The following is a 26,213-nucleotide window of genomic DNA, read 5'->3' as shown; positions in this document are numbered from 1 at the left end:
ACATTAAGTGTCGGGGCTTATTTTTATCTGTCTCTGCCAGGAGCATTTTCTCACGCTTCGGTATAGAAGAAGTAAGCCCTGCCTTAATTTTTTATACACATCCGGGGCATGCATCAGCGCGTGCTCTTCCCCGTTTTTTTATATCCATTCCTGTTCCTGTTTTTCTCTTAAAGTTTAAAATCCTCTTCGCCCGTAAGCCAAAGAACCCGGTGTAAATAATCCCTATACTTTATGCCGGTGGCGGGGGGTGTTTTCTCATGGCAGCCCCTTACCTGCCGGTTTTTATTCGTTAACCCACTTTGTTAATTAACCCAACTACTGCAATGAAACTACTCAACTATATTGGGGTGATACTTCTTTTTTTCTGTTTCAGCTCGTTCGCCCAACCATCACCCGGAAAAGATATAACTGGTAAAGTTATCAACGAGCGGAGCGAGTCGCTTGCCAATGCCAATGTTACCATTAAAAATGGCAGGGGAACTGTTACAAATGCCAGGGGACAGTTCCTCCTAAAAAATGTGGCGCCTAATGACATCCTGCAGATCAGCTTTGTAGGTTACAGCAGCCAGACTGTTGCAGTAAAGGATCAGTCCATTTTCAACATTGTGCTAAAGCAAGCAGAAAACGAATTGGACAAGGTGGTTGTGCAAGGATATGGTACTACAAGTAAGAGGCTGTCGACAGGAAATATTGGAAAAATTACAAGTGAAGATATAGGCAGGCAACCAGTCATGAATCCAATTGAAGCACTCAAAGGCCAAATGGCTGGTGTAGTAGTAACAAACGTAAGTGGATTTGCAAGTGGCACACTAAAAATAGAAGTTAGGGGAAGAAACACAATTAATCCCAATGTACCATCTGACCCTTTATATATTGTGGACGGTGTACCTATTACGATTCTGGATTTGCAAGGCAATGACAACTATTTATACGGTTCACAAGGAGTAATCCAAACTGGAATTTTAAGTCCTGCTAAAGGCCAAAGCCCTTTCTTTAGTATTAATCCATCCGATATCGAAAGCATTGAAGTTCTCAAAGATGCTGACGCCACTGCCATATATGGTTCTCGCGCGAGCAATGGTGTTGTACTAATTACAACAAAAAAGGGCCGAGCCGGAAAAACAAAATTTGAAATAAATATTAATACCGGTGTCAGTGAAACGCCTCGCTATTATAATATGCTTAATACGCGACAGTATATTTTAATGCGTAAAGAAGCACTATTGAACGGCGGGTTAGCGCCCGATATAAATAATGCTCCGGATTTAACACTGTGGGATACCACACGCTATACAAATTGGCAAAAATACTTATGGGGTGGTATCGGAAAAGTAACAGATGCTCAAATAGGATTGGCAGGTGGAAATCCCCGTACAACATTCAGAATAACTTCAGGGTACAGAATACAAAAAGAAATTTTAACTGCAAGTGGAGCAAATAAACGATTTTCAACTGCACTGAATTTGAATCATAAAACACTCAACCAAAAGTTTGATATTGGTTTTTCCGGAAGTTATTCAGTGGTTTCAAGTGACATGATCTTTATCCCGGGAGCCATAAACCTGCCTCCTAATGCTCCAAGTGTCTTTGATGACAATGGGAACCTGAATTTTGCCGGATGGGCTCCTTTAGATTATTCCTACCCATTTAGTAACCTTAAGCAACCCTATAGCTTTTCCACCAAATTTCTCAATAGTAGTTTGACAACAGGGCTTGAAATTGTCAAGGGTTTAAAACTTAAAGCAAATATTGGCTACAACAATATTCAAACAGAGCAATCTTATATAATTCCAATATCTTCTCAAAATCCTGCCTATAACCCCAAGGGGAGTACTTCAATTGGATACTCATTCATAAATAATCTAATAATTGAGCCGCAAGTTGAATATGAAACATTTGTGGGAAAAGGGAAATTATCTTCAATGATTGGAGGATCTTTTCAAATAAATAAAACAAGTTCCGCCAGCTTATACGGTGAAGGGTTTACAAATGATGTTTTGCTAACATCAGTTACAAATGCACCGGTTCGATCTGCAAGCAATAGCGAAGGAGAATATAAATATGGTGCAGTCTTCGCAAGGTTTAACTATACCTTGAAAAATAAATACATTCTTAATGCAAACTTCCGAAGAGATGGATCATCAAAATTTGGCCCGGGCCGGCAGTTCGGAAATTTTGGATCAATAGGAGCCGCCTGGTTAGTCAGTGAAGAAAACTGGTTGAAACAAAATCTGAAATTTTTAAGCACAGGAAAACTGAAAGTCAGCTATGGCAGCATCGGCGGTGATCAAATTGCAGATTATCAATATCTGAGCCGTTGGGCCTATCAGCGTTATACTTATAATAATATATTGCCTCTAAATCCTATTGGTCATAATGATTCACTTTTGCATTGGGAAGTCAACAAAAAGCTGGAGATCAACTTGCTATTAGGATTTATAAACGATAAAATTACATTTGATGTCTCCTGGTACAGGAACAGATGCAATAATCAGTTAGTCCCCTTTCCTACCCCAATTTTGACTGGTTTTCCGATAGTAGTATCGAATAGCCCTGCAAATGTTCAAAATACAGGATTAGAATTTGTATTAAATGGGAAAATAATTGAAAATAAGACCTTCACCTGGTCAACAAAGTTTAACATCGGTATCAACCGAAATAAGCTTCTTTCCTACCCTAATTTCGAGCAATCTCCTTATGTAAGCATGTATGTAATAGGCAAATCATTAAACACTCGAAAATCACTACATTATTTAGGGGTTGATCCACAAACAGGATTATATATGTTTGAAGATAAAAATAAAGATGGACAAATAACTATTGATAATAGCGGTAGAATACCTGATGATCAATATCCTTATGATTTAAGCCCAAAGTATGACGGAGGTTTCACCAATACAATTAAATTTAAGAATTGGGAGTTTTCAATATTTTTTTATTTTAAAAAACAGATAGGCTTAAATGCCATAAGCGCATTAAATGCACCGGGTGACAATTCAAATCAGCCTATTTCAGTTTTAAAAAGATGGCAAAAGCCAAATGATATAACTGATATTTCATTTTTTACCACAAACCCCTATGCAAACAACTCATTTATAAATTATCAACTGTTTTCAGATGCTGCTTATACAAATGCTTCATTCATTCGTCTTCAAAACCTTTCTTTAGCCTATTTTTTCCCTGGAAAAAACCTGAAAAAACTGAAATTATCAAATTTCAAAATATACTTACAGGGGAATAATCTTTTTATAATAAGCAAGTATAACGGGTTAGACCCTGAAATTCAAAATTTCACAGTAATCCCTTTACCAAGAATTATAACAGCAGGAATTTCTTGCAATTTTTAAAATATTTATATCTATGCAACATTTCAATAAATGTAACCTCTATATCACAGCGCCCGATTTTAAAAATGGAAAATCAACTCCTTCTACCGGCACAATATACAAGTTCAGTATATTCATTTTGTGTTTAGTAACCCTATTATCCTTTTTCTCTTGTAAAAAGATAATTGAAATTAAATCACCGGTCGGATCCATTACAACGTCCCAAGTTTTTAGCGCTAATGATCAAGCAATTGCAGCTACTACCAATTTATACTACAATCTAATAAACACGGGCGCAATAAACTCAAGTTCAGGTTTTGCAAGCTCCTCGATGACTGTTTTGTGCGGTATGAGTTCCGACGAACTAGTACCTTTTGACCAAACTGCTACTTCATTATACGCTCAGTTCATGAACAATAAATTGCTTTCCACCAATAATATGGTGTATAATAGCTTTTGGAAAAATGCCTACTCAACGATCTATAATGCTAATGCAATAATTGAGAAGATAAATAACTCGACCTTAGTTGACGATTCTATAAAAAAAGAATTACTCGGTGAAGCAAAATTTATAAGAGCTTTTTGCAATTTTTATTTGACTAATTTATTTGGAGATATACCATTGGTCACTTCTTTAAATTGGCACAATACAAGCCTGTTATCACGATCACCAGCTTCAGAAGTATATAAGGCGATCATTTCCGATTTAAAAGACGCAAATAATTTATTATCGCCAGACTTTTTAATGGGAAATAATGAAAGGATATTTCCTACAAAATGGGCGGCAGCCGCTCTTTTAGCAAGAACATATCTATATTTAAAAGACTGGGGTAACGCAGATGAAAATGCTACCAAGGTAATAAATGAAACAAATACGTTTAACTTAGAAGGCAATCTCAATAATGTATTCTTGTATGACAGTAAAGAAGCTATATGGCAATTAAAGCAGAGCAATTCAACCAATACATATAATGCCACGCCGGAGGGGTATTTACTAATACCGAGATCAATAACCGCAAACCCTTTTTGCTATTTGAACGGTACATTATTAAGCTCTTTTGAACCTGAGGATTTAAGAAGATACTATTGGATAGATAGTGTAATCTATAACGGAGTGAAGTATTTTTACCCCAAAAAATATAAGGAAGGCCCATCACAAGCGGCACCAAACAACCCGTACAAAGAATACTATATCGTACTTCGGTTAGCTGAAGTTTATTTAATCCGGGCGGAAGCGAAGGCCAACCAAAATTTTTTAAGTGAGGCAATCGCAGACCTAAATGAAATACGGAATAGAGCAGGTTTGGTTGATTTACCCTTTACTCTCACCAAAGACCAAGTACTTTCTGCTGTAGAACAAGAGAGAAAAATTGAGCTTTTTGCTGAGTGGGGGCATCGCTGGTTGGATTTAAAACGAACGGAGAGAGCCAATGCTGTATTGTCCCCTATTAAACCTGATTGGAATAATTATGCCACATTGTATCCTATCCCGTTAAATGATATAAAAACGGACCCCAATCTTTTTCAAAATCCGGGTTATTGAATAGAAGATAGAACAAGGCCGACAACATAAAATAAATCTTTAAATATCTGAGGCCATGATTCACAAAATAAGCTGCCGGCCTTAGTAAATTTAGAATCCATTTGCTGATCGAATCGGTATCGTATGGGATGCATCGGAATAGAGCGTGTAAGTACCGCTTGCTCCCGTAGCTGTAATAATCTGGTTTGTTCCTCCTGTCATAAGATCAACAAGTGGTGCGTTACCAGTTAACTGGTGCAAATTTGTGCCATCCCAAGCATAAATTGTTGAATTTACGAATTTAGCCCTTCCGGCAAAAACACTGATGGTTACGATCAACAATGCACTTCCTACAACCAACATTTTAAACTTTTTCATAAAATGAAATTTAAGTGAATAAATACCCTACTCTGTTAAAGGTTTTCGGTTCCCCTTTCCGCGTTAGTTAACGTTTGCGGATGTATTGCGCAATAAGTTTTTTTTGTGTTCAATTTCTTTCTTTCCGTTGTATGATATTGCGGCAAAGGCCAGCCATGCCAGTATCAAACTATAGATCATTTTTTGCATCCAGGTAGCATCATCCCACAAAGTATCATAGGGCCAGAACAGGTAACCGGTAAATAAATAAACGCTCATTACCCAAAGAATGAATACAATCTCTGCGACTATGATCGCAATGAACGCTATGCTTCTGTAACGGGCAATTATCAGCAGGATAGCTATAGCGATTTCAATGAGCGGTACCGCATATTGAAGCACTGCTCCAAATTTTTTGATTACAGGAGCATGCGTTATCCAAAAACCGTATGCATCTGAATAGGCCAGCTTTTGAATACCCTCGTAAAAGAAATTCAAGATCAGAACGAGGCAAACAAATTCATATAACCATTTGGTTATTCGCATAAAGCTTCCGTTAAAATGTTATCATAAAATGTACGCATTCCGCCGGCATGGCCAGGAAAATACCAATCCTGCTAAGGGTAACGGCCACCGGTTAGACAGTAGGCGATCCGTAATGTCCGTCATTTTTTCTGCAGACATTTCCAGGCAATTCCTTTTGTTTTTTGAAACATTCTTTCTATCTTGGCAGTACCTGCTACGGTTTACTGCTCTTCTGTACATCATCCTACATATAGACTCGAAAAAAAACAGGTTTCGTACCATCCGAAGTGCAACTTTTTTTGAACTTTTTTGGTAAGGCATCAGCGATTGAATTTCAATTGACCTGTTTTTCGCAGGCTATCACCGGCTAACAGTATGTTATGGAGGAAATACTTACATATGACGACTTCAATCTTTTCAGGCAGTTGGGAACCCATTCCGGAACGGGGATGCCGGCTGAAGCGGCATTATCGGCCATTTACAAAACCTTCAAAACCGTTCTTGTCCTGTACATTAAAAACTACATCCGCCGTGATGAGGAGCTTATTAAAGATGTTATTGCAGAAACCATGCTGGTATTGTGGACGCAAAGGGAGGAAGCCGCCGGAAAAGAAAAGCCTTTATCCTGGCTGATGACCATCGCCCATCATATCGCTATTGATAAAGTGAGAGCGCAAAAAAAATATTATACAGAGCCGTTGGAAAAGCATCTATCCTTAGCGGGGAACGACTATACGGACAGGGAGACAGAGCGTAAAGAACTGGAGGAGCTTTTTATGAAGGCTGCGGAAAAGCTTCCTCCACAGGAGAGAAATATATTACTGCTCAGCAAAATAGAAGAAGTGCCGCATAAACAGATCGCTTTACAATTCGGCGTATCCGTACAAACCGTAAAAAACCAGTTGAGCCGGGCTTTGAAAAAAATTAAAAGTTATATGAGTGATGCATTAAGCAGCCTTTTTATTTGAGGATGTTAAAAGAAATTACAATGATCCATCAACCTGGTTACGTTAAAGAACTGATCAAAAAATATGCAGCGGGCTCCATAACAGGTGTTGAGCTTGAGCGGCTGAAAGCCTGCTGGAAAATATATGAAGAAGAAGAACTGCTCAACATGACCGCAGAGGTATTGTATGCCATAGGAAAGCAGCAGCCAGCCGATACTTTAAAAGGTTGGACGCCCGATTTTGCAAAGATCACCAGCGATGCGCAAAGCATACGGCGCAATAAAAAAATGCTGTTATACTTCAGGATGGCCGGAGCCGCCTGCCTGTTGCTGCTGCTGGTGATGGCGGTCAACCATTTTATATTTGAAAAATGGACAGGCAACAATACGACAGGTGCTTGCGGGGATATACCCTCCCGGAGCGAAATACCGGGATCGGAATTTGCCTGCACCATCCGGTGGGGTGATACTACCATTTTAACTGTTGATAGTAGTTCCATGGGGTTAGTTAAGCGGATCAACAACCTTGAGATCCGCCAGGAAGCCCCGGGCGTGCTGGTATTGACTCCCCTGCCCGGAACAACGCCTGTGGATACTACAAAAAGCCGGTTCGTGGAAGTGCTTACAGCGGCGCGCCGGCAGTACATTATAAAACTGCCGGGCAGCACCAGCATTCACCTGAATGCAGGCTCTTCTTTGCGGTTCCCCTTTATGGATACAGACCAGGATATCTGTTATGTGCAACTCAGCGGGGAAGCCTATATTGAAATGCCGGGCAAAGGAAAGCCTGAAAAGCTGGTGGTTGAAACATACAACGGTCAGTTACAAACCGGCAGGGGTGATTTTGCCGTTTCCGCTCTTCCCGGTTATACCAAAACCACGCTTATCAGTGGCAGCCTGGTAACATTCAGCAGGCGGGGCATTCACAAAAAAGACATAGACTGCCCGGGAGATCAAACCATTGTTAAAAGCTACGGTAAAATCAACGATGCTATAGCGGATTCCTTATTTTTTAAACGCAATAGTGATGTTGGAGAAGCATTGGCATGGACAAAGGCAAACCGCAATTACCGCAACGTTTCTTTGCGGCAGTTTGTATTAGACATGAGTCGCTGGTATGGGTTTACCGTTCAGAACATCAATTGTATTCCTAAAAACATGCGGGTTAATACAAGCATTTGTTACCGGGCCCCGGTGGAGCAGGCCTATGCCGTTATGCGACAGGCAGGGCTCACGATATATGAGCGCAATGGAATGATCAGCTTTTGCGATCCCAAGAAAAAGGAAAGACAGGCAGAGGCTATGGTTATGTGGCGATACCGGAAAAAATGAGGTACTCAACTATGTCTCACCTGGCTGCTATAAAATGCAGCCTGGCTGTGCCCGGCAATTGATACAAAAATTCATTCTCCATCTCCCTTCAAATCAGCATCCTGTTTACAGGGACACGCCCAGTAACAATTCCCTTCGACCCCATATCCTAAAAATAAAATTTGTGCAGTTAAATGACTGCATATATATTTGCAGTCAAATAGCTGCATAATGGATTTACGTAGAGATGTTTTCCAGGCCATAGCCGATCCGACGCGCCGGGCGATCATTACCCTGCTGGCGGTACATGCCATGACACCCGGCGCCATCGCGGAGCATTTTAACTCGTCGCGGCAAACCATTTCCAAACACATACAGATCCTCACCGAGTGTGAACTGCTGAAACAGGAGCAAACCGGCAGGGAAATTTATTATCATTTAAATCCCAAAAAGATGAAAACAATAGCCGACTTCATTGAACCCTTCCGCAACATGTGGGACGACCGCTTCAATAAACTGGAATCTATCATGAAACGGAGCATAAATAATCCCTCGGGAAAGAAGAAATGATTTTTGGCAGAGCTGCATGACCGATTATATTATTCAGCCACTCCCTCTCCGCGAGGAGAGGGTTGGGGTGAGGCGATATTTCAAAGTGAAAAAATACAAAACAAAAAAATAGCATCATATGGAACGTAAAACAAAGATCCACGCCGAAGACGGCAAACAGGATTTAACCATTACCAGGGAATTTGACCTGCCCGTGGCATTATTGTTCAGGGCCTATACAGAAGCCGGCATAGTGGAACAATGGATGGGCACCAAAGTGCTGAAACTCGAAAACAAACAGCATGGTGGTTATCAGTTTGAAACCAGCGATCCGCAGGGAAGCGTGTTGTTCAAAGCACATGGAACCATACATGATGTTGTTCCGGACCAAAAGATCGTGCGCACGTTTGAAATGGACAGTGCCGGTTTCGATGCGCAGCTTGAGTTCATAGATTTTGAGCAGCTTAGCCCCGGTACCAGCAAGCTCACCATGCACATTATTTACCGCTCCCCGGCGCACAGGGAGCAGCAGCTCAAACTTCCCTTTGCCTATGGCATTAATATGGCGCATGACCAATTGCAGAACATTGTAAACAAATTAAAATAACAAACGATGTCAAAAAGAAACAGGATCATCTATTGGATCGCTACCGCATGGCTTGCCCTTGGAATGGTATCTACCGCAGTAGTACAGCTCATTCAAATGAAAGAAGAAACAGACATGATGACCCGCCTGGGTTACCCGCTGTATCTGTTAACCATACTGGGTATATGGAAAATATTGGGTGTGATAGCCATGCTGGTGCCGCGGTTTCCTTTGGTTAAAGAATGGGCCTACGCCGGCTTTTTCTTTGCCATGTCGGGAGCAATAATTTCGCACATAGCCGTGGGCGATAGCGCCACAGCATTGTTTGGGCCAACATTATTAATCGTCCTTACAGTGGTATCGTGGTATTTCCGGCCGGAAAGCAGGAAGCTGTCAGCGCTCAGCCGTTAGCTTTATTTTGCGCAACACACAGTATTGGAGCTTCACCCCCCCTGTAAATGTCGCAATGGCACCCCTTCCTTTTTTGTAAAGAGCCTTAGTTTTGTCTGTAATTAAAATGAAGGATTGGTTTTACCAAACAGAGGAATAATGAAAAAAATACGCATTATTATTGTCGTTTCACTGTTGGCAATAGCCGCGTGCAACAACAATCAAACCATTCAATCTAATAACAATATGGATCCGGAAAAAAAAGGAGGCATTGCATTTAAAAGCGGTTATTCCGCTGTAAACGGAATTAAAATGTATTACGAAATGTACGGAGCAGGCGAACCACTTGTATTATTGCATGGCGGTGGCTCTACTATACAATCCACTTTTGAGCGGGTGATTCCGCAGCTTGCCGCATCGTATAAAGTTATAGCAGTTGAGCTGCAAAATCATGGACGTTCCGGTTTCAGAGACAGCCCGGAAACTTTTGAACAGGATGCGGATGATGTTGCCGCTTTGCTGAAAAACATAGGTATCAGCAAAGCTTATTTTTTTGGATTCAGCAATGGCGGGCACACTGCTATTGAAATATATCTTCGTCATGCCGGAATAGTGAAAAAACTGATACTGGCTTCTTCCCCATACAAAAGAAATTGCTTTTTCCCCGGATTTTTTGACGGTTTCGAAAATGTCACACTGGAGACCATGCCGCAGCCATTGCACGAGGCGTTTTTAAAAGTAAACCCCGACACTGCAAAGCTGCAAATAATGTTTGAGAGAGACAGGGATAGAATGAAGACATTTAAAGGCTGGACAGATGAGCAACTGAAATCAATAAAGGTTCCAACGCTCATAATATCCGGCGACGCTGACGTTATGCCGCCTGAATGCGCTGTTGAAATGCATCGTTTAATTGCGCATTCGGAACTGGCCATTTTGCCCGGCATACACGGAGAATATATAGCGGAAGCAGCGACCTTGCACAATGACAAAAGCGACACCGTGTTTATTGTTCCGATGATTGAAACTTTTTTAGATAAACAAATACAATGAATCCCAAAGTAGACTGGTACTTCGACAAAAACGAACAATGGCAGAAAGAGATCAGGCAGATGAGAACCATCGCCCTCGATTGCGGACTGGAAGAAACATTGAAATGGGGCTGCCCCTGTTACACCTGCCCGACCGGGTCAACCGGGCGGGTGGATAACGGTGCCAATATCGTTTTAATACATGTATTCAAAGAATACTGCGCCTTCCTGTTTTTCAAGGGTGCTTTGCTGCAGGATCCCAATGGCATTTTAATTCAGCAAACCAAAAATGTGCAATCGGTGCGGCAGATCCGCTTTACGAATGTGAAGGAGATCGTTCAGCAAAAAAATATCCTGAAAGCCTATATTTATGAAGCCATTGAAGTAGAAAAATCAGGGCTGAAAGTGAAGCTCAAAAAAACTTCCGACTACAGCATACCCGAAGAGTTTCAAGCCCGGCTCAACAAAAAGCCGGCCCTTAAAAAAGCGTTTGAGGCATTAACACCAGGACGGCAAAGAGCCTATATTTTTTATTTTGGTCAGGCCAAACAATCCAAAACCCGGGAGGCGAGAGTAGAGAAATATATCCCGAAAATTTTGGATGGACTGGGTCTGGAAGATTAATAGCAATTCATATGAGTGTTCACAGGTGAAAGTGATTTGCTATTTTACACCTTCAATCATTTTAGCATGCCACAAATATATCATGAAGTCATTATCGGCGCTCCGGCCGAAAACATATATCACGCCATTACCAGCCAGGAAGGGTTATCGGCATGGTGGACGCCGGATACCACAGCAACAGCAGAGCCCGGTAGTATCGCCCGTTTTGGTTTTGGGCCTGATTATTTCAAAGAGATGAAAATAGTGGAACTAAAACCTTTCCAACAAGTGAAATGGGTGTGCCGGCAAGGCGCAAGTGAGTGGATAGGCACCGATATATCTTTTGATCTGCAATCCGGCGATAAAGAAACCCTGCTGAACGATCATCCTGAAGTGAAAGGCCAAGTGGAGCAGCAGGTAAACCGAAATGCAACGCTACTGGTTTTTCGCCACAGCAATTGGAAGGATTACACCCCTATGTTTGCTGAATGCAACTACACCTGGGGGCAATTTTTAAGAAGCCTGAAGTTATATGGTGAAACCGGTAACGGGCGCCCCTGGCCTCAACAGCATTATGGTACTTAATGAAAGATATGCCCTACCCCATCGAATTCACGTAAACTTTTTTTTAAAATGGAAGAAGCCAACAGATCAATAGCCGTCAAAAAGTTATTGCCTGTAACCATTGATCCGGTATGGAAAGCATGGACCAACCCCGATGATATTGCCCAATGGTGGGGGCCTAAAGGATTTACCAGTACCATTCATACTATGGATGTGAAGCCGGGTGGTGAATGGCGTTTGACTATGACCGGTGCAGACGGGAAGCGGTATCTCAACAAAAGTATGTTTATTGAAATCATACCGAAAGAGAAGATCATATTTCAGCATTACAATCCGCATTACGCAGCCACTATTGTTTTTACGCCCCGGGGTGAGGAAACGCTGCTTAACTGGAATATGCTGTTTGAAACCGTTGAGTTGTTTAATACGGTAGTGAAAGTGTTTAAAGCCGACGAAGGATTACAACAGAATGTAGAAAAGCTGGAAGCTTATTTGAAAGAAGGCAATGACCATTTTTTGAAATGAGATGTGCCGCCGGTTGTTATTGCTTTTCACTTACCTGACCCTTATAGCCATTATATTTGTATATATGAATGAACGATTTTATCAACTGGAAATAAAAACGCCTCATGGAAAAAATATTTCTTTTAGCGATCTCAGGGGAAAAGTAGTGCTGATTGTTAATACGGCAACCCAATGTGGTCTTGCACCACAGTTTGAAGGGTTGGAAGCTTTGCACCAGCAATACAGAGACCAGGGGCTTATTGTACTCGGTTTTCCATGCAATCAATTTGCCGGACAGGAACCGGAAACCAATGAAACCATTGAACAGGTGTGCAAAATCAATCATGGTGTTACTTTTCCACTTACAGAAAAATGCGATGTTAACGGGAAAAACACACACCCCGTATTTAAATACCTGAAAAGCAAACTCGGTGGATTTTTCGGAAGCAGGATCAAATGGAATTTTACAAAGTTTCTGGTGGATCGCGAGGGTAATCCTTATAAGAGGTATGCACCAACAAAAACACCTGTAAGTTTGGAACAGGATATTGTTGCCTTGCTTAAAAGATAATCATAACGCTGCGTCTTTGCCTCGCCGCAAACGCTGCGTGAAACTGTAAATATAAAATACCAGCAACATGAGCAGTAAAAAAAACTTGTCGCCAAAACAAACGGAAGATCTTCTCAAAACATTAAAAGCCCGTTTTGAAAAAAACAAGAACCGCCATAAAGGCATTGATTGGAACGATGTACAGGCAAAGCTGGAAAAAAGTCCGGCAAAATTGTGGTCACTCGATGAAATGGAAACAACCGGCGGTGAACCGGATGTAGTGGATTTTGATAACCTGCCTCGCCGGCAGGCGGGAAAAACGGGTGAATATATTTTTTATGATTGCTCGGCGGAAACGCCCAAAGGCCGCAGGAGTATTTGTTATGATCATGAAGCGCTGGAATCAAGAAAAGAACATAAGCCTAAGGACAGCGCGATGAATATGGCCGCTGAAATGGGTATTGAATTATTAACGGAAGAACAATACCGTGCGCTGCAGCAACTTGGCGAATTTGATTTGAAAACATCGAGCTGGATTGTAACCCCTGCTCCTATCAGGAAACTCGGTGGCGCCCTTTTTTGTGATCGCCGCTATGATACGGTATTCCTATATCACAATGGAGCAGACTCTTATTATGCAGCCAGGGGGTTCCGTGGAGCGTTAAGGGTTTGAATAGTGTAATTTCATTCCGAAATGAAGAGCATTCCAATCAGACATATAGCTACTATCCCAAAAGAGCAAAGCAATGCCCCCCGGTTCAGTATACGTAGTGTTCAGCAAATGCTGAACGGGAAAGACCTGGTGCACGACCGTCATAAGCATGATTTCTTTTTTGTTCTTGCCCTGCACAAAGGAGCGGGCATGCACGAAATAGACTTTATACAATACGAAATACACGATAACTCTGTTTTTATTCTTCGCCCGGGCCAGGTACACAGGCTCGGGCTGACGGCAGCCAGCACCGGTTTCCTGATGGAGTTTGACCTGGCTTTTTATCAACCGAAGCATACCATCACAGATCAAAGATGGAAAAAGGCGTTGGGCAAAAATTACTGTGAAGTAGAAGCAGGCAGGTTCATGAAGCTGCATGTATTTTTAGCAAACGTTTTTGATGAATTTACCACGAAGCATGACGGTTACATAGAAGCTATAAAAGCCAATCTTGACCTTTTCTTCATAGAGTACACCAGGCAAAGCCGCAACCCGAAAAGCATTGCCAAAACAGAAAGCGGGTATACACAGGATCGTTTTGAAGAACTGGTCCGTTTATTGGAAATCAATATAGGCCGCATGAAAAATGTTTCTCAATACGCCGACCTGCTAAGTCTTTCCCCTTACCAGTTAAATGCGGTCACAAAGTCATCTGTAGGAAAAACGGTATCGGACCTGATCAACGAACAGATTATACTAGAAGCGAAAAGATATTTGCTGGCTACACATAGTCAAATCAAAGACGTGGCCGATCATCTGGGCTATGAAGATGTTTCTTATTTCATCCGGTTCTTTAAAAAGCATACAGGACACTCTCCGGAGGTATTTCGTAAGAATTTTAAATAAGTCCTCCTCAACTTCATAACTGTCCTACCACACCCTTCCTGTACATTCTACTTTTGTGAGCGAATAAATACACGCTCAAAAAGTAAACAAAATGAAAGCAAAAGCAAGACTGTTCATGTCACTGAAAATATGGATGGTTATTTACCCTTCCATCACGTTGTTTCTTTTCCTCTTTGGACAACAGCTATCGAGGCTTCCTTTATACCAGCGAACATTTATCCTGACTATTTCATTAGTGCCCTGGATGATGTTCATTGGAGTGCCGTTTCTTGACTTGTTGATGCATCAATTTTCAAAGGGGAGCAGATCAGAAAACAAACAGGTACAGTATTAAACGGACTGGCTATTTCCCTGCCGGCAGTTAGTAATTGTAAAATAAAAAATGAAACAGGACAATCAATATGAGGTGATTATAGTTGGAGGCAGCTATGCAGGTATGGCCGCAGGTATGGCATTGGGCAGGGCGCTAAGAAAAGTGCTGATTATTGATAGCGGAAATCCCTGCAATATACAAACACCTCATTCACACAATTTCCTGACCAACGATGGAAAAACACCGAAAGAAATTGCCGGCCTTGCCAGGCAGCAGGTACAGATGTATAAAACAGTAGATTTTCTGAATGGCTTGGCGACGGCTGGCAGCAAAACCGAAAATGGTTTTGAAATACAGGTAAAGACCGGCGAAACATTCACAACCGGAAAACTGGTGTTTGCAACAGGCATAAAAGATATCATGCCGGGTATTCCTGGCTTTGCCGAATCCTGGGGAATTAGTGTGCTTCATTGCCCCTATTGCCACGGCTATGAAGTGAAACACCAAAAGACAGGTATCCTGGCAAATGGTGAAATTGGGTTTGAACAAATATCCCTGATATCTAATTGGACAAATGATTTAACCCTTTACACGGACGGAAAGTCAACGCTTACCAAACAGCAGACAAACAAACTTATAAATCATAGCATCAAAATAATAGAAACAGAAATTGAACGACTGGAACACCGGCATGGCTATATCCAAAACATCGTTTTGAAAGATGGGAAAAAAGTACCTCTGAAAGCCTTGTATACACGACTTCCTTTTATGCAACATTCAACCATTCCTCAATCCTTAAATTGTGAGCTAACGACAGAGGGCTACTTTAAAATAGATGCTGCACAGAAAACAACGGTTCACGGTGTATATGCCTGTGGAGACAATACTACCAGAATGCGTACGGTAGCAAATGCTGTCTCAATGGGTACAACAACCGGACTGATGATAAACAAAGAGTTGATCGAAGAAAGTTTCTGATCACATAAACTATAATAAAATGAATGCACATAATAGTGTCATGTACCTCATATTTGTCACGAACCAATTATTCATTGATCACTTATAAATAAAATAGAATAGTTATGCAATTACCAATTAAAACAGTAGAAAAAGCAATAGCAACATTATTGCTTTTGATCTCACTTTCGTTCACCTCATTATCACAAACGAGCCGGTTCGGAATTTCAATTCATTCTCTGACCACTAATTTTAACTATGGAAAAGCAAACAGTGACTTGCAGCCGTATAAAAAGAACTTTAAGGGTTTGCAGGCAGGGGTATCATACCAGGCTGGAATAACGCCAAAGTTTTCAGTAGTTCCTGAACTTTACTTTGCCATAAAAGGAGGCACGCTTAAAGAAAAGAATCCGGTTACTGCAAACAAATCAACAGTGCGGCTTTACACAGTTGAGATACCTGTCTTAGCCCGTTTGCACCGTAAAAATTTGTATCTGAATGCAGGTCCTTACGTTGCTTATGCTGTTGGAGGCCGCATGAAAATTGGCGGCTCAGAAACGATGCCTGCATCATCAACAAAGGTTTCTTTTGGAAACACGGCTGGTGACTTCAAACGTTGGGATGTAGGGTTACAGGCAGGCGCCGGTTATAATTTCAATATGAAAAAAAATACACTCACCTTAGATGTGCGTTATGGCTATGGTTTGATCAACATCTCTAAGGATATAGAGCGGTATAACCGGATGTTCATTATTAGTTTGGTTGCCTCAAAGTTGGGCAGAAAGGCATAGGCACAAAGCAGGGATAAGTTACCCCGGCAGCTCACCTCGAACAATATTAACCCAATTGAAATGAAAGCTTTTACAAGAACAAAATATGGAGGTCCGGACGTACTTCGTTTGGAAGAGGTAGAAAAGCCAACTGTAAAAGATGGTCAGGTCCTCATTAAAGTAGAAGCCAATTCGGCCAATCCTGCCGACTGGCATATTCTTAGGGGAAAACCATTTTTTGCACGTTTCACTTTAGGGTTGCTCCATCCGAAAGATAAAATTCCAGGAGCTGATTTTGCAGGCATTGTTGAACAAGCCGGGAATAATGTATCGCATCTCAAGGCGGGAGACCATGTATTTGGAGAAACACTTGAAGGTGGAGCTTTTGCAGCGTACACAAGCGTTCCGGCGAATGTTTGCGCCATCATGCCGGAAGGAACAGGTTTCTCTGAAATGGCGTGCGTGCCGGTAGCCGGCATAACAGCCTTGCAGGCATTGATTACGCACGGTAAACTAAAAGCAGGAGAAACGGTTTTAATCAATGGTGCTTCCGGCGGAGTAGGCCATTTCGCTGTGCAGATTGCAAAAGCCTATGGCGCTACGGTAACCGCAGTTTGTTCCGATAAAAATGTTGCGTTTGTAAGATCATTAGGCGCTGATCATGTTGTTGCATACGATAAAGAGAATATTCATCAACATACAGGCAAATACAACCTTATCATAGATACCAACGGAAATCTTGATTATAAAGATTACAAACGCATGGGACAACGCGGCGTGATGGTTGGCTTCACAACGATGGGTCATATGATTTCTTTAATCTTAAAGAAGGCTACCGGTAAATTTCCGTTAGCTCAGTTTACTGCCGAAGCAAACACCGGGGATCTGGAGACTTTGGCATTATTAGTTCAAAGCGGGCAGGTTAAAGTTCGCATTGAGAAGACCTATTCTTATAAAGAAATTCCGAAAGCCATACAACATATTGAAGCCATGCGCACTATGGGAAAAGTAGCAATGGTTTGGGAAAATGTTGACGGCGCATTGTAATAATATCTGTTTAAAAAAGGATACATAACATTCATTCCATTTTAAAAACGATCATTTCAGAAAAATGCAATAGAACTGAAATATCGTCCAACCCGGAACCTTATCACAATATCTAATTTTGTACATCATTAATTATTAATCAATCAATAAGTATGAAGATTATCATTGTGGGTGCTTCCGGCACCATGGGCACTTATTTGTCCAATATTTTTGAAAAGGAGCATGAAGTTGTCAGGGCAGACCGCAACAGCAGGGACGTCCAGGTGGATATTACTTCACCTGAGGCAATAGAAAATATGTACAGGCAAGTTGGTGCTTTTGATGCATTGATCTGCACGGCCGGCCCAACATATGTTGGGCCCTGGAAAAGCTTAACGGATAAGGAGTTCCGGCATGGTGTGGAAGGCAAAATGATGGGGCAGATCAACCTGGTGCTGATTGGTCAGCATTACATTAATCCCAAAGGTTCGTTCACACTGATCACGGGAGCATTAAGTCATGAGCCCCAGAAGAACTTTGCCAATGCATCTGCGACAAATGCAGCAGTTGAAGGATTTGTGAGGGCGGCAGCCATTGAGTTAGAGCATGGCATCCGTATTAATGCAGTTAGTCCCACTGTTATTGAAAATTCTCCCAAATATTTCCCATTTTTTCCGGGTGAAATGCCGGTAACCATGAAGCAATTAGAATACGGGTTCACTAAGAGTGTGTTTGGCGCGAATACCGGACAAATAATCAAACCACACTATTTTCCTGGTTAAGCATTGGCGGTTTGAGATAGCTGAACTACAACATTAATTTGAAATACACTATAATTGCCCTGACTTAATTTCGCCGGATACTAAACTCAATTCAGCATCTGTGCAATATTCGGCGCCGTTTGTAACATAACTATCAAAATACCGGAGCGTTAACTGGCCTTTCTCATTTAAACCACAACTTGTAATACAAGTTTGTTTAGTCCTAAATGTTTACGAACGGCTTCTCTAGCAGAGTTGAAATTATCGAATTTTAAATCTGTGTCTTTGAGGTACCGGGTAATAGTAATGTGGAATGGTGACAGGGCTATGTTGCAGCTTACCTCATTTTCCTGCTTTTGATTTCATCTGCAAGCCGCCTCTTATCTGCTTATAGCATTCTTACTTCTTCTTTACCGCATGATAAAATTTAGCGAACGGTTGCTGAACCGGCAATAACACGGATGTAAAAATGGTTATATGCTCCCAACCCCTCAATCCTATGGTAACAGTTATTCCCCCGGTATTACTGGATAGTTGTATCATCCCTGGTGTGTATTGTAAAGCAGAAGTTTTCGAAGCATATGTGTGCAGCACGCTTTTTCCAAAAGAAAAATTTGCATTGATCCATCGCTCCGTGAATCATCCGCGCCCGGTTTTTACTTTTCAAGATCTGGCAACAGGATTTGAATTTTCTGCCGAATGTATATTCCGGCTGGGGTTTATAGCTAACAGCTTTCAATCTGCGACAGGTATAACAAACAAAAAGGCGGCTCATTTCCTGGTACTTGGTCTGGGTGGTCCTGCGAATATGCCTAACCAGGTTTTTTTAATGAATACCAACCACTGCGGGCGTACTGTTTTAGCTAAAAGGCACTTGCAGGGCAAGAGCATCAACCCCAACAACGCGGTATACTCTTCGCAACTCTGGCAAAAGGATCTAATCTCCGACTACCCTGAAAAAAAAGTAGCATAAGCCTTGCAAACGCAATTTCTACCTGATCTCTAAAAAAGAAAACCCCGAAAAGGCATCGGGGTTTAGGACGGGGAATTACTATCTGGTGGTTTCAGAGATATGGATTTTTTATACAGATATTCCTTTAATGCTTCAATGCCTCCTGCCGCTGCTACATATTTCGCCTCCACAAACAGCGTAACAGCCTGCTTGACCAATTCAGGCGGTAATTTCTTTCTCCCTCCCCCCGCTTTCCTTTTCTTTTTCATTTTATAAAATAAATGTAAAATAATAATAAAAATAATAATAAACAAAATTATTAATACTATTTTTTTATAATTAAAATATTATTTAAATATAGTGAATTAATATTAGAGTAAATATTTACCTGCTGTATCCTTTATTTTTAAGCCGCAGACGCGCAGATCAATCTGCGTATCGGCGGCATTTTCTGCATTATAATGGTTGCCGGCTGGTGAAACACCCCGCCGTGGTTTGTGTGTCACGAAACACAACAATTTGAAATACCTTTATGAAGAGCAATGGAAAAACATTGTCATACATTTGCTTTTTTTGTGAAACAATCGTGAACCATGAAAATTGAAATTCCACATCAACATACCAAAGAGGAGGCGCAGGACAGGATCAAAAACCTGCTTCAAAACCTTAAAGAAAAGTATGCAGATAAAATAAATAATGTGCAGGAAAACTGGTTGGAAGATACAGGAACATTTAGCCTGGCTATGGGTCCGTTTTCTACATCCGGCAGCATAGCTGTAAAGGAAAACCTGGTAGAAATTGACCTTACCATACCTTTTATTGCCGGCTTATATAAAAATCAGATCCGTTCCTTAATTGAAGCGCAGGCAAAAGAAGTATTGGCATAAAAACAAATCAGTTTTATTGCATGACGCATGTTGATCTGCAAATACCCGTTAATGATAACTTCAGCTTTAATGAATGCCTGTGGTTTTTGAACCGCAATTTTGATGATTGTATGCACACGGTATACACTGGTTCAGTTCGTAAAGTCCTGCTGATTGATCAGTTGCCTGTTTTGCTGGAAATATCCATGAGCCGGCAGCATCTCCGGGTACAGGTGCTCAGGGGCGAAATAAATGACCAAACCGAACCCTTTATCAGGAACTATATTACGGAATGGTTCAATCCTGACGAAGACATTGCTGCGTTTTATAAATTATTAATCAGGCACAAATCGCTGGCTTATATGCCCGAAGCATTTAAAGGACTTCGGCTGATTGGGATTCCCGATCTTTTTGAAGCGCTTGCCTGGTCCATTATTGGTCAGCAAATAAACCTCCCTTTTGCTTACCGGGTTAAAAGACGTTTCGTAGAGAAATATGGTTCCTCCATTCTGCATGATGATGTGTTATACCATATTTTCCCTTCCTGCGAAACGGTAGCCAAGCTTAATCCGGACGATCTTTGCGAAATGCAATTTTCCCGCAGAAACGCAGAATACATAATAGGGTTAGCCGATGCATTTGTGCGCGGTGAAATCAGTAAGCAACAACTTGCCGGTTTATCCGACTTCATTTCCAGGCAAAAAGCTTTAACGAATATCAGGGGAATAGGGATATGGACTGCCAACTATGCGCTGATGAAAAGTCTTAAAGAACCATCCTGCATTCCTTACGGCGATGCGGGGCTACTCAATGCGCTGATGAATCATAACATCATCAGGGAAAAAAGCGATAGCAAAGAGATGAATACATTTTTCAAAAAATTTCCCGGGTGGGAAAGCTATCTTGTATTTTATCTCTGGCGAAGTCTTGCTCCTACAGAAAAAGAGAAGATCCTGGATACTACAGTCAGGCAAACAGTTTAGTGCAAAAATGATCATTCAAATTTATTGCGATATATCTTTTATCCGCTCATTTGGCTTTACGCTCTTATATATTTAAAGCTTATGTGCCAGGCTGTATAATAATCCTTTAATACGGGTTCTTATTCTCAATTTCCATTTAAGCTTTATCATCACCGGTGGTTGAAGCTGTTTTGCAAGGCTTCCCATAAAATGCCGGAAGGGCACTCCGGATTCTTCAAACACGGCTTTATATTTATTGAAATGCGGAACCAGCAAAGGATCATATCCTTTCAGGATCTGTTCTATGAGCGATTTGTAAAAATGGACAAAAACAACAGGATACCTGCCGTCAATCAGTAGGGTATTTCCAACCAATATCCTTTTACACTCTTCATAATTTCCTGCTCCCAGGTTACATCCTTTGTGGGATAATATTTTTACATTTTCAAACAAAAGTGGTAAAAGATCAAGGTAGCGCTGATCAACATACATACCTGATTCCATCCTTTCATCCATCCGGTAATGGCAAACGTTTGCCCACCATCGCAAAGCAGCCAATCCCTTTTTGTTACTGCCAATAAACCCCGCATTAAAAAAACCGGAGTTTAAAAGCTGAATGAATCCACTTTCATTTGTAACGGGATTTGAATTATACCAATGGGGTGTTAAGATAACATCGGATTGATCCAATGCATCAAAAAGGAAATGGTAATCATTAAAGAAAAAAATATCACAATCAACAAACAACACTTTTTCAAAACCCTTTTCCAGGAGATAGCTCATTAATACGGATTTCAATGACCATCTGAAAAAATCCATTCTAATATGCGCATATTTGTTGTATAGCTCCTCCACCAGCGGGTATTGCTCAAGAGCATACGCCCTCAATATTTTCATACCGGCTTCTGTATGTTCTTCTGTTAACGGCTCACGATCGGCCACCAGAACATATAAGGATATTTCCCGATCAAATTTTTTTAATGACTTATATAAAGCCAATGCATGAGGGAAATAATTGGCCGTAATTATGGTGCAGAATGTATTCAATTCATTGCGGGTTAAATATTTAAACTATATTATTTACGGGCTTCCGGAAAGCTCTTTTTATCCGGAACAATTTAATATATATTATCCTGATTGTTATTTTCCATGCCAGCAATGGGCTATGTTTGAAATAAAAACGGATAATGGTTAATCCTTTTCGCAGGCCATCTTCAATTATTCCAAAACTTAAATAATTATATGCAAAATGATCCAGCAAATGTGTTTTATCTGTTACCATTTTATTGTAATAAAGTACTTTCAGAATGCGGAAATATTCGCTTCTTGAAGTGATTATTGATGTATTAAGATGCAGGTGGCTTCCGGGATGTATCCTATAATAATTTAAAGGTTTGTTGCAATAATAAATGTTTGTGGAAAAACTTGCATTCAAAAAAAAGAACAAATCTCCATACAGGTAAAATTTATTCAACATTTCAATTTGCGTTACAAGAAGATGTTTTTTAAAAACCACGCTGCTTACATTATTTATAGTGGAATCAAATTTTAAACACTCATTCAGTTCCTCAACACCATTTTTATAATAAGATTCGCTCCATTTTTTTGTATTGAATATTTTATTTTTTCTTTCAGAGTATCTTTCCCGGGCTGCAATGCTTTTATCATCAACCGTATAGCAATCGCAATAAAATATTCCGATGGAAGGATATTTCATAATAGCGTCTGCTGCTTCCTTCAGGAACATCGGATCAGCAAAGTCATCGCTTTCTCCAATCCATATCCAACTATATTTAGCCAATGCTATGCCCTGGCTCCATGGTTTAAATGGTGATCCGCTATTCTTTTCGTTATAAATGATGTGTGGTATTTTATTATTCGCTTTGTAGCTTTCAATTATTTCCAAACTGTTATCTGTAGAAGCATCATCAATAATGATCACTTCAAAGTTTGAATACGCCTGTTCTAATACAGAATCAATTCTTTGCTTAAGAAATGGAGCATGATTATAATTAGGAATGATTACGGAAAAGTTAATCATACAATTTGAATACTATAAATGTTTTAAAAAATTCCGCAGTAGCTTGAGCGGCAGAAGAATAATATGTCCTGCCTGATAAGTAAAAGTTCTTTTTAACAGCTTTTCCTGTTCTGCCAATGCAGTGTGAAATATTAAATTGGCCATAAACAGGCTCGAAGCCGGTTGCTCAAAAGCTTTATCGGAAGCTATAGCGATCAGGTAAAGAGTGGGTATATTAACTGCATCTGTAATGGTCTCATAATTACCTTCATAAATCTTCATTCCTTTTCCGGAATTAAGCAAAGCCAGAGAAGTTAAACTTGTATTTTGGCGCAAGAAATAATTACAGGAGAAAAACTGCCTGATTAGTCCGGTAAATTCGTGCTCATATAACTCCTTTACATGAAAAGGATTTACATAGCCTGTTGCATCGCTATATCCTTTTTTTTCAGGAGTAGAAATGATTGTTATTCCATCGGGTTTCAACACTCGCTTAATCTCTTGCATCATTCTTGTATGTTCATTGGTATGTTCAAGTGTTTCGAAACTTACAACAATATCAAAAACATGGTCAGGAAACGGAATATGCTCAACCTGCCCTTCTATGAATTTCAAATTGGGTTTGCGGTATTTATTAGCGGCTTTACTTATTGTATGGCTATCAATATCCACACCTGTTACAAACCTGGCGGAATCAGCAAGAAGATTAGCACCATAACCCTCCCCACAGGCAATGTCCAGAACGGTTTTATTTTTCACCATATCCTTTGCAATGGCATACCGGTGTAAATGCTCAACGGTACATTCGTTATATATAAATGTTTCGAGTCGTTCTCCTGTCCATCTTTTCTTCATATTACACTTTATTAATTGACCAGTTGAGCAAAGGCCTGATAATTCCCGGAATATCTTCACTATTCATTCCTTTTGCTGTAACCTCATCAACAGCTTCATGCACATTGAATAAAAGGGCATCTTTTTCATGAAAATGAATGATCTTTTCCCGGTGATTGAATATAGCGCTGCTAATATAATAACTACCTGTATTCAGCAGGTTAGCAGGAATCCATACAACCGACGTATACTTTCCCAGGGTATGTGGCTGATTGTAGTAAGACGAGTTCACACTATGGGTGTCAAATACGTGTGCGCCGGTTTGATTATGAATATTATGGCCCAGCCACAAGATCCTGCCATGATCAAATACTTCGTATTTCATTTCAATCCCAATTTTTTCAGTTACCTTAAAATTGGACCTGGCGTTAAACAACGAGTCAATAATTTTTAAGGAATCAAGCCTTACAGTATCATTTCCCGGACGATCTGTTTCCGCATAAATATACTGGGCGGTACGGTTTGTTATCTGACTAATATAACTGCTCACTATTTCGTGAGTCGTTCCAGTTTCTGCTAACTTTCCATCCTGGAGTAAAACGGCTTTGTTACATAGCGCTGAAATGTAGTTTAAATTATGGCTCACAAACAAAATCGTTCTTCCCTGTTGTTTGCTTACCTCTTCCATTTTACCAATACATTTCTTCTGGAATTCCAGGTCACCTACCGCCAGCACTTCATCTATGATCAAAATTTCCGGTTCCAGGTGGGCGGCCACAGCAAAAGCCAATCTTAGCTGCATCCCGCTGCTGTAATGTTTTAAAGGCGTTTCCAGGAATGTTTCAACACCGCTGAAGTCAACAATCGCATCAAACTGGCGTTCAATTTCCTTCCTTTTCAAGCCCAATATCGAACCATTAAGATAAATATTTTCGCGACCGCTGAGCTCCGGATGAAAGCCTGTACCCACTTCAAGCAGGCTGGATAAACGTCCCCTTATAATGACTTCACCGGTAGTTGGCCAGGTTACCCGGCTGAGTATTTTAAGCAAAGTGCTTTTACCGGCGCCATTCCTTCCAATTATACCAATCCGTTCACCGGCTTCTACCTTGATATTAATATCTTGCAATGCCCAAAAATCTTTAGTATGGTTTGCCTCTTTAATAAAGACACTCCGGATGGAATCGCTTATGGTATCGCGAAGAGAAAGATAGGGCGCGGCCTTTTTGATGCGGTATTTTTTACCCAGGTGATTTATTTCAATCCGTGGTTTCATATATTAAATAACGTCTGCAAAATATACTTCAGTACGCTTAAAGTACAATAAGCCGGCAAGTAAAAAAAGAATTGCCATGCCACTGCTGATCAAAATGCCGGCAACATTCATTTGTTCATTCCTCAGCGGGTAAGAAAAAAGTTCCAAAGCCCCGTTGAGCGGGTTGCAAAACAATAATAATTTGATCCAGTCTTTTTGCAGGGCATGCAATGAATATACAATTTGTGAACTAAAAAAAATGAGCTGCATACCAAAGGGAAGCAAATAACGGAAATCCCTGTATTTCACATTCAGGGCAGCCAGCAATGCTCCTAAACCCAACGATGAAATGGTGGTTAACGTTACGGCTAATGGAAAACAATACAATATATGCCAGCTCACAGGTTGCCGGAAAATAAAGAGCAAAACAATAAAAACCAGGAAAGCAATAAAAAAATCCAGTAAGGCTGTTAACACAGATGCCATTGGGATAAGAATGCGCGGAAAATAAATTTTCCGGATCATTTGCGCGCTTCCCAACATACTTTCACTGCTGTTATTGATACCCGAAGAAAGCAATCCCCATAAAATCAATCCCCCGGAAGCATACACCGGGTATGACATCCCTACGGCAATATTCAATGTTCTGAAAAATATGATATAGAAAATGGCCATCAGCAGCAGCGGTTGCAATATTACCCATAAAACGCCAAGATAGGTTTGCTTGTACTTTACCTTAACATCCCTCCACGCTAAAAAATACAGGAGTTCCCTGTTTTTCCACAACTCGGAAAATGTAAAGGAAACTGGTCCCCGGGATGTTATTGTAATTTCGGCTTCGCCCATTAAAAGTGTGCAATTGTTTTAAATAGCACAATATTAGCCTTTGATTGCCATAATCATATAAAATACCTGCGGTGCGCTGGAAAATAACAACACATTGGTTCGGTTCAGGTAGTAGCAACATAAAAAAGCCACCCTTTGGAGTGACTTTTGTGATCCGGATTGGATTCGAACCAATGACCCTCAGCTTAGAAGGCTGATGCTCTATCCAACTGAGCTACCGGACCAATACTGTTTAATATATTCTTTGCCAATACCGGATTTGAGATAGATTTCTCTTTTCCGGGCTTCTAATCTTGTATCAAACGATTCAAAAAAGCAAAATTCCCAGG

30 protein-coding genes and 1 tRNA gene are annotated in these 26,213 nt (G+C 40.7%); 22 read left to right on the top strand and 9 right to left on the bottom strand.

Annotated elements, in window-relative coordinates; translation table 11 throughout:
* Nucleotides 1–323: 323 nt before the first annotated feature.
* Together FRX45_RS21730 and FRX45_RS21725 are read left to right on the top strand one after the other, a co-directional pair.
* Complete coding sequence (locus FRX45_RS21730; protein ID WP_152270597.1) at nt 324–3,347, top strand: SusC/RagA family TonB-linked outer membrane protein; 3,024 nt, start codon at nt 324–326, stop codon at nt 3,345–3,347.
* A gap of 13 nt (nt 3,348–3,360) precedes the next feature.
* On the top strand, nt 3,361–4,869 hold the full coding sequence (locus FRX45_RS21725; RefSeq protein WP_152270596.1) for a RagB/SusD family nutrient uptake outer membrane protein: 1,509 nt from the start codon (nt 3,361–3,363) through the stop codon (nt 4,867–4,869).
* 90 nt (nt 4,870–4,959) lie between these two features.
* Here FRX45_RS21725 and FRX45_RS21720 read toward each other — a convergent pair whose 3' ends face one another.
* Together FRX45_RS21720 and FRX45_RS21715 are read right to left on the bottom strand one after the other, a co-directional pair.
* A complete protein-coding gene (locus FRX45_RS21720; protein ID WP_152270595.1) occupies nt 4,960–5,226 on the bottom strand; it encodes a hypothetical protein in 267 nt (88 codons plus the stop codon).
* A gap of 63 nt (nt 5,227–5,289) precedes the next feature.
* Nucleotides 5,290–5,751 carry a MauE/DoxX family redox-associated membrane protein gene (locus FRX45_RS21715; RefSeq protein ID WP_152270594.1) on the bottom strand — a complete coding sequence of 154 codons (462 nt, stop codon included), beginning with the start codon at nt 5,749–5,751 and terminating at the stop codon, nt 5,290–5,292.
* 359 nt (nt 5,752–6,110) lie between these two features.
* Between FRX45_RS21715 and FRX45_RS21710 the strand changes: the two genes are divergently transcribed.
* The 18 genes from FRX45_RS21710 to FRX45_RS21625 all read left to right on the top strand — a co-directional run bounded on the left by FRX45_RS21710 (nt 6,111) and on the right by FRX45_RS21625 (nt 19,122).
* Nucleotides 6,111–6,698, top strand: coding sequence for an RNA polymerase sigma factor (locus FRX45_RS21710; RefSeq protein WP_152270593.1), 588 nt, complete (start codon nt 6,111–6,113; stop codon nt 6,696–6,698).
* Between the two features lie 20 nt (nt 6,699–6,718).
* Nucleotides 6,719–8,008, top strand: a complete 1,290-nt coding sequence (locus tag FRX45_RS21705) for a FecR family protein (protein ID WP_152270592.1) — start codon at nt 6,719–6,721, stop codon at nt 8,006–8,008.
* Between the two features lie 210 nt (nt 8,009–8,218).
* Nucleotides 8,219–8,557 (top strand): ArsR/SmtB family transcription factor, encoded by a 339-nt coding sequence (locus tag FRX45_RS21700; RefSeq protein WP_152270591.1) that lies wholly within the window; start codon nt 8,219–8,221, stop codon nt 8,555–8,557.
* A 118-nt stretch (nt 8,558–8,675) separates the two neighbouring features.
* Nucleotides 8,676–9,143 (top strand): SRPBCC family protein, encoded by a 468-nt coding sequence (locus FRX45_RS21695; protein ID WP_152270590.1) that lies wholly within the window; start codon nt 8,676–8,678, stop codon nt 9,141–9,143.
* A 6-nt stretch (nt 9,144–9,149) separates the two neighbouring features.
* Nucleotides 9,150–9,533 carry a DoxX family protein gene (locus FRX45_RS21690; protein ID WP_152270589.1) on the top strand — a complete coding sequence of 128 codons (384 nt, stop codon included), beginning with the start codon at nt 9,150–9,152 and terminating at the stop codon, nt 9,531–9,533.
* 138 nt (nt 9,534–9,671) lie between these two features.
* On the top strand, nt 9,672–10,565 hold the full coding sequence (locus FRX45_RS21685; protein WP_152270588.1) for an alpha/beta fold hydrolase: 894 nt from the start codon (nt 9,672–9,674) through the stop codon (nt 10,563–10,565).
* Nucleotides 10,562–11,167 (top strand): YdeI/OmpD-associated family protein, encoded by a 606-nt coding sequence (locus tag FRX45_RS21680; RefSeq protein ID WP_152270587.1) that lies wholly within the window; start codon nt 10,562–10,564, stop codon nt 11,165–11,167. The genes FRX45_RS21685 and FRX45_RS21680 overlap by 4 nt, the downstream gene beginning before the upstream one ends.
* Nucleotides 11,168–11,233: 66 nt before the next feature.
* Nucleotides 11,234–11,731 carry an SRPBCC family protein gene (locus FRX45_RS21675; RefSeq protein ID WP_152270586.1) on the top strand — a complete coding sequence of 166 codons (498 nt, stop codon included), beginning with the start codon at nt 11,234–11,236 and terminating at the stop codon, nt 11,729–11,731.
* A gap of 48 nt (nt 11,732–11,779) precedes the next feature.
* Nucleotides 11,780–12,235 carry an SRPBCC domain-containing protein gene (locus FRX45_RS21670; RefSeq protein ID WP_152270585.1) on the top strand — a complete coding sequence of 152 codons (456 nt, stop codon included), beginning with the start codon at nt 11,780–11,782 and terminating at the stop codon, nt 12,233–12,235.
* 64 nt (nt 12,236–12,299) lie between these two features.
* On the top strand, nt 12,300–12,785 hold the full coding sequence (locus FRX45_RS21665; protein ID WP_152270584.1) for a glutathione peroxidase: 486 nt from the start codon (nt 12,300–12,302) through the stop codon (nt 12,783–12,785).
* 67 nt (nt 12,786–12,852) lie between these two features.
* Nucleotides 12,853–13,437 carry a DUF4256 domain-containing protein gene (locus tag FRX45_RS21660; RefSeq protein ID WP_152270583.1) on the top strand — a complete coding sequence of 195 codons (585 nt, stop codon included), beginning with the start codon at nt 12,853–12,855 and terminating at the stop codon, nt 13,435–13,437.
* Nucleotides 13,438–13,458: 21 nt separating this feature from the next.
* Entirely contained in the window at nt 13,459–14,322 is an 864-nt protein-coding gene (locus FRX45_RS21655; RefSeq protein ID WP_152270582.1) for a helix-turn-helix domain-containing protein, read from the top strand.
* Between the two features lie 91 nt (nt 14,323–14,413).
* Nucleotides 14,414–14,656, top strand: coding sequence for a hypothetical protein (locus tag FRX45_RS21650; RefSeq protein WP_152270581.1), 243 nt, complete (start codon nt 14,414–14,416; stop codon nt 14,654–14,656).
* Between the two features lie 48 nt (nt 14,657–14,704).
* Nucleotides 14,705–15,613 (top strand): NAD(P)/FAD-dependent oxidoreductase, encoded by a 909-nt coding sequence (locus FRX45_RS21645; RefSeq protein WP_152270580.1) that lies wholly within the window; start codon nt 14,705–14,707, stop codon nt 15,611–15,613.
* Nucleotides 15,614–15,717: 104 nt separating this feature from the next.
* Nucleotides 15,718–16,383 carry a porin family protein gene (locus FRX45_RS21640; protein ID WP_226805510.1) on the top strand — a complete coding sequence of 222 codons (666 nt, stop codon included), beginning with the start codon at nt 15,718–15,720 and terminating at the stop codon, nt 16,381–16,383.
* Nucleotides 16,384–16,443: 60 nt separating this feature from the next.
* Nucleotides 16,444–17,409, top strand: a complete 966-nt coding sequence (locus tag FRX45_RS21635) for an NAD(P)-dependent alcohol dehydrogenase (protein WP_152270579.1) — start codon at nt 16,444–16,446, stop codon at nt 17,407–17,409.
* Nucleotides 17,410–17,561: 152 nt separating this feature from the next.
* On the top strand, nt 17,562–18,170 hold the full coding sequence (locus FRX45_RS21630) for a short chain dehydrogenase (protein WP_152270578.1): 609 nt from the start codon (nt 17,562–17,564) through the stop codon (nt 18,168–18,170).
* A 448-nt stretch (nt 18,171–18,618) separates the two neighbouring features.
* The gene (locus FRX45_RS21625; protein WP_152270577.1) at nt 18,619–19,122 is read left to right on the top strand and encodes a hypothetical protein; all 504 of its coding nucleotides are present in this window, start codon (nt 18,619–18,621) and stop codon (nt 19,120–19,122) included.
* Nucleotides 19,123–19,184: 62 nt separating this feature from the next.
* Here the strand turns inward: FRX45_RS21625 and FRX45_RS21620 are convergent, their stop codons facing one another.
* Nucleotides 19,185–19,370: a hypothetical protein gene (locus tag FRX45_RS21620; RefSeq protein WP_152270576.1), complete on the bottom strand. Its 186-nt coding sequence runs from the start codon at nt 19,368–19,370 to the stop codon at nt 19,185–19,187.
* 324 nt (nt 19,371–19,694) lie between these two features.
* On the opposite strand from FRX45_RS21620, the gene FRX45_RS21615 reads away from it, so the two are divergent.
* Both FRX45_RS21615 and FRX45_RS21610 read left to right on the top strand, forming a co-directional pair.
* Nucleotides 19,695–19,988 carry a polyhydroxyalkanoic acid system family protein gene (locus FRX45_RS21615; RefSeq protein ID WP_152270575.1) on the top strand — a complete coding sequence of 98 codons (294 nt, stop codon included), beginning with the start codon at nt 19,695–19,697 and terminating at the stop codon, nt 19,986–19,988.
* Nucleotides 19,989–20,008: 20 nt separating this feature from the next.
* Nucleotides 20,009–20,950: a DNA-3-methyladenine glycosylase family protein gene (locus FRX45_RS21610; RefSeq protein ID WP_152270574.1), complete on the top strand. Its 942-nt coding sequence runs from the start codon at nt 20,009–20,011 to the stop codon at nt 20,948–20,950.
* Between the two features lie 72 nt (nt 20,951–21,022).
* Here the strand turns inward: FRX45_RS21610 and FRX45_RS21605 are convergent, their stop codons facing one another.
* The 6 genes from FRX45_RS21605 to FRX45_RS21580 all read right to left on the bottom strand — a co-directional run bounded on the left by FRX45_RS21605 (nt 21,023) and on the right by FRX45_RS21580 (nt 26,108).
* Entirely contained in the window at nt 21,023–21,976 is a 954-nt protein-coding gene (locus FRX45_RS21605; RefSeq protein WP_152270573.1) for a glycosyltransferase family protein, read from the bottom strand.
* A gap of 19 nt (nt 21,977–21,995) precedes the next feature.
* The gene (locus tag FRX45_RS21600; RefSeq protein ID WP_152270572.1) at nt 21,996–22,970 is read right to left on the bottom strand and encodes a glycosyltransferase family 2 protein; all 975 of its coding nucleotides are present in this window, start codon (nt 22,968–22,970) and stop codon (nt 21,996–21,998) included.
* Between the two features lie 12 nt (nt 22,971–22,982).
* Nucleotides 22,983–23,804 carry a class I SAM-dependent methyltransferase gene (locus FRX45_RS21595; protein ID WP_152270571.1) on the bottom strand — a complete coding sequence of 274 codons (822 nt, stop codon included), beginning with the start codon at nt 23,802–23,804 and terminating at the stop codon, nt 22,983–22,985.
* Nucleotide 23,805: 1 nt separating this feature from the next.
* A complete protein-coding gene (locus FRX45_RS21590) occupies nt 23,806–25,059 on the bottom strand; it encodes an ABC transporter ATP-binding protein (RefSeq protein WP_152270570.1) in 1,254 nt (417 codons plus the stop codon).
* A gap of 3 nt (nt 25,060–25,062) precedes the next feature.
* Entirely contained in the window at nt 25,063–25,884 is an 822-nt protein-coding gene (locus tag FRX45_RS21585; RefSeq protein WP_152270569.1) for an ABC transporter permease, read from the bottom strand.
* 150 nt (nt 25,885–26,034) lie between these two features.
* Nucleotides 26,035–26,108, bottom strand: a tRNA-Arg gene (locus tag FRX45_RS21580).
* Nucleotides 26,109–26,213 lie beyond the last annotated feature (105 nt).

Source organism: Agriterribacter humi (genome assembly GCF_009192765.1).
In the GTDB taxonomy this organism is placed as follows: Bacteria; Bacteroidota; Bacteroidia; order Chitinophagales; family Chitinophagaceae; genus Agriterribacter; species Agriterribacter humi.
This window is presented reverse-complemented; position numbering and strand designations above follow the sequence as displayed.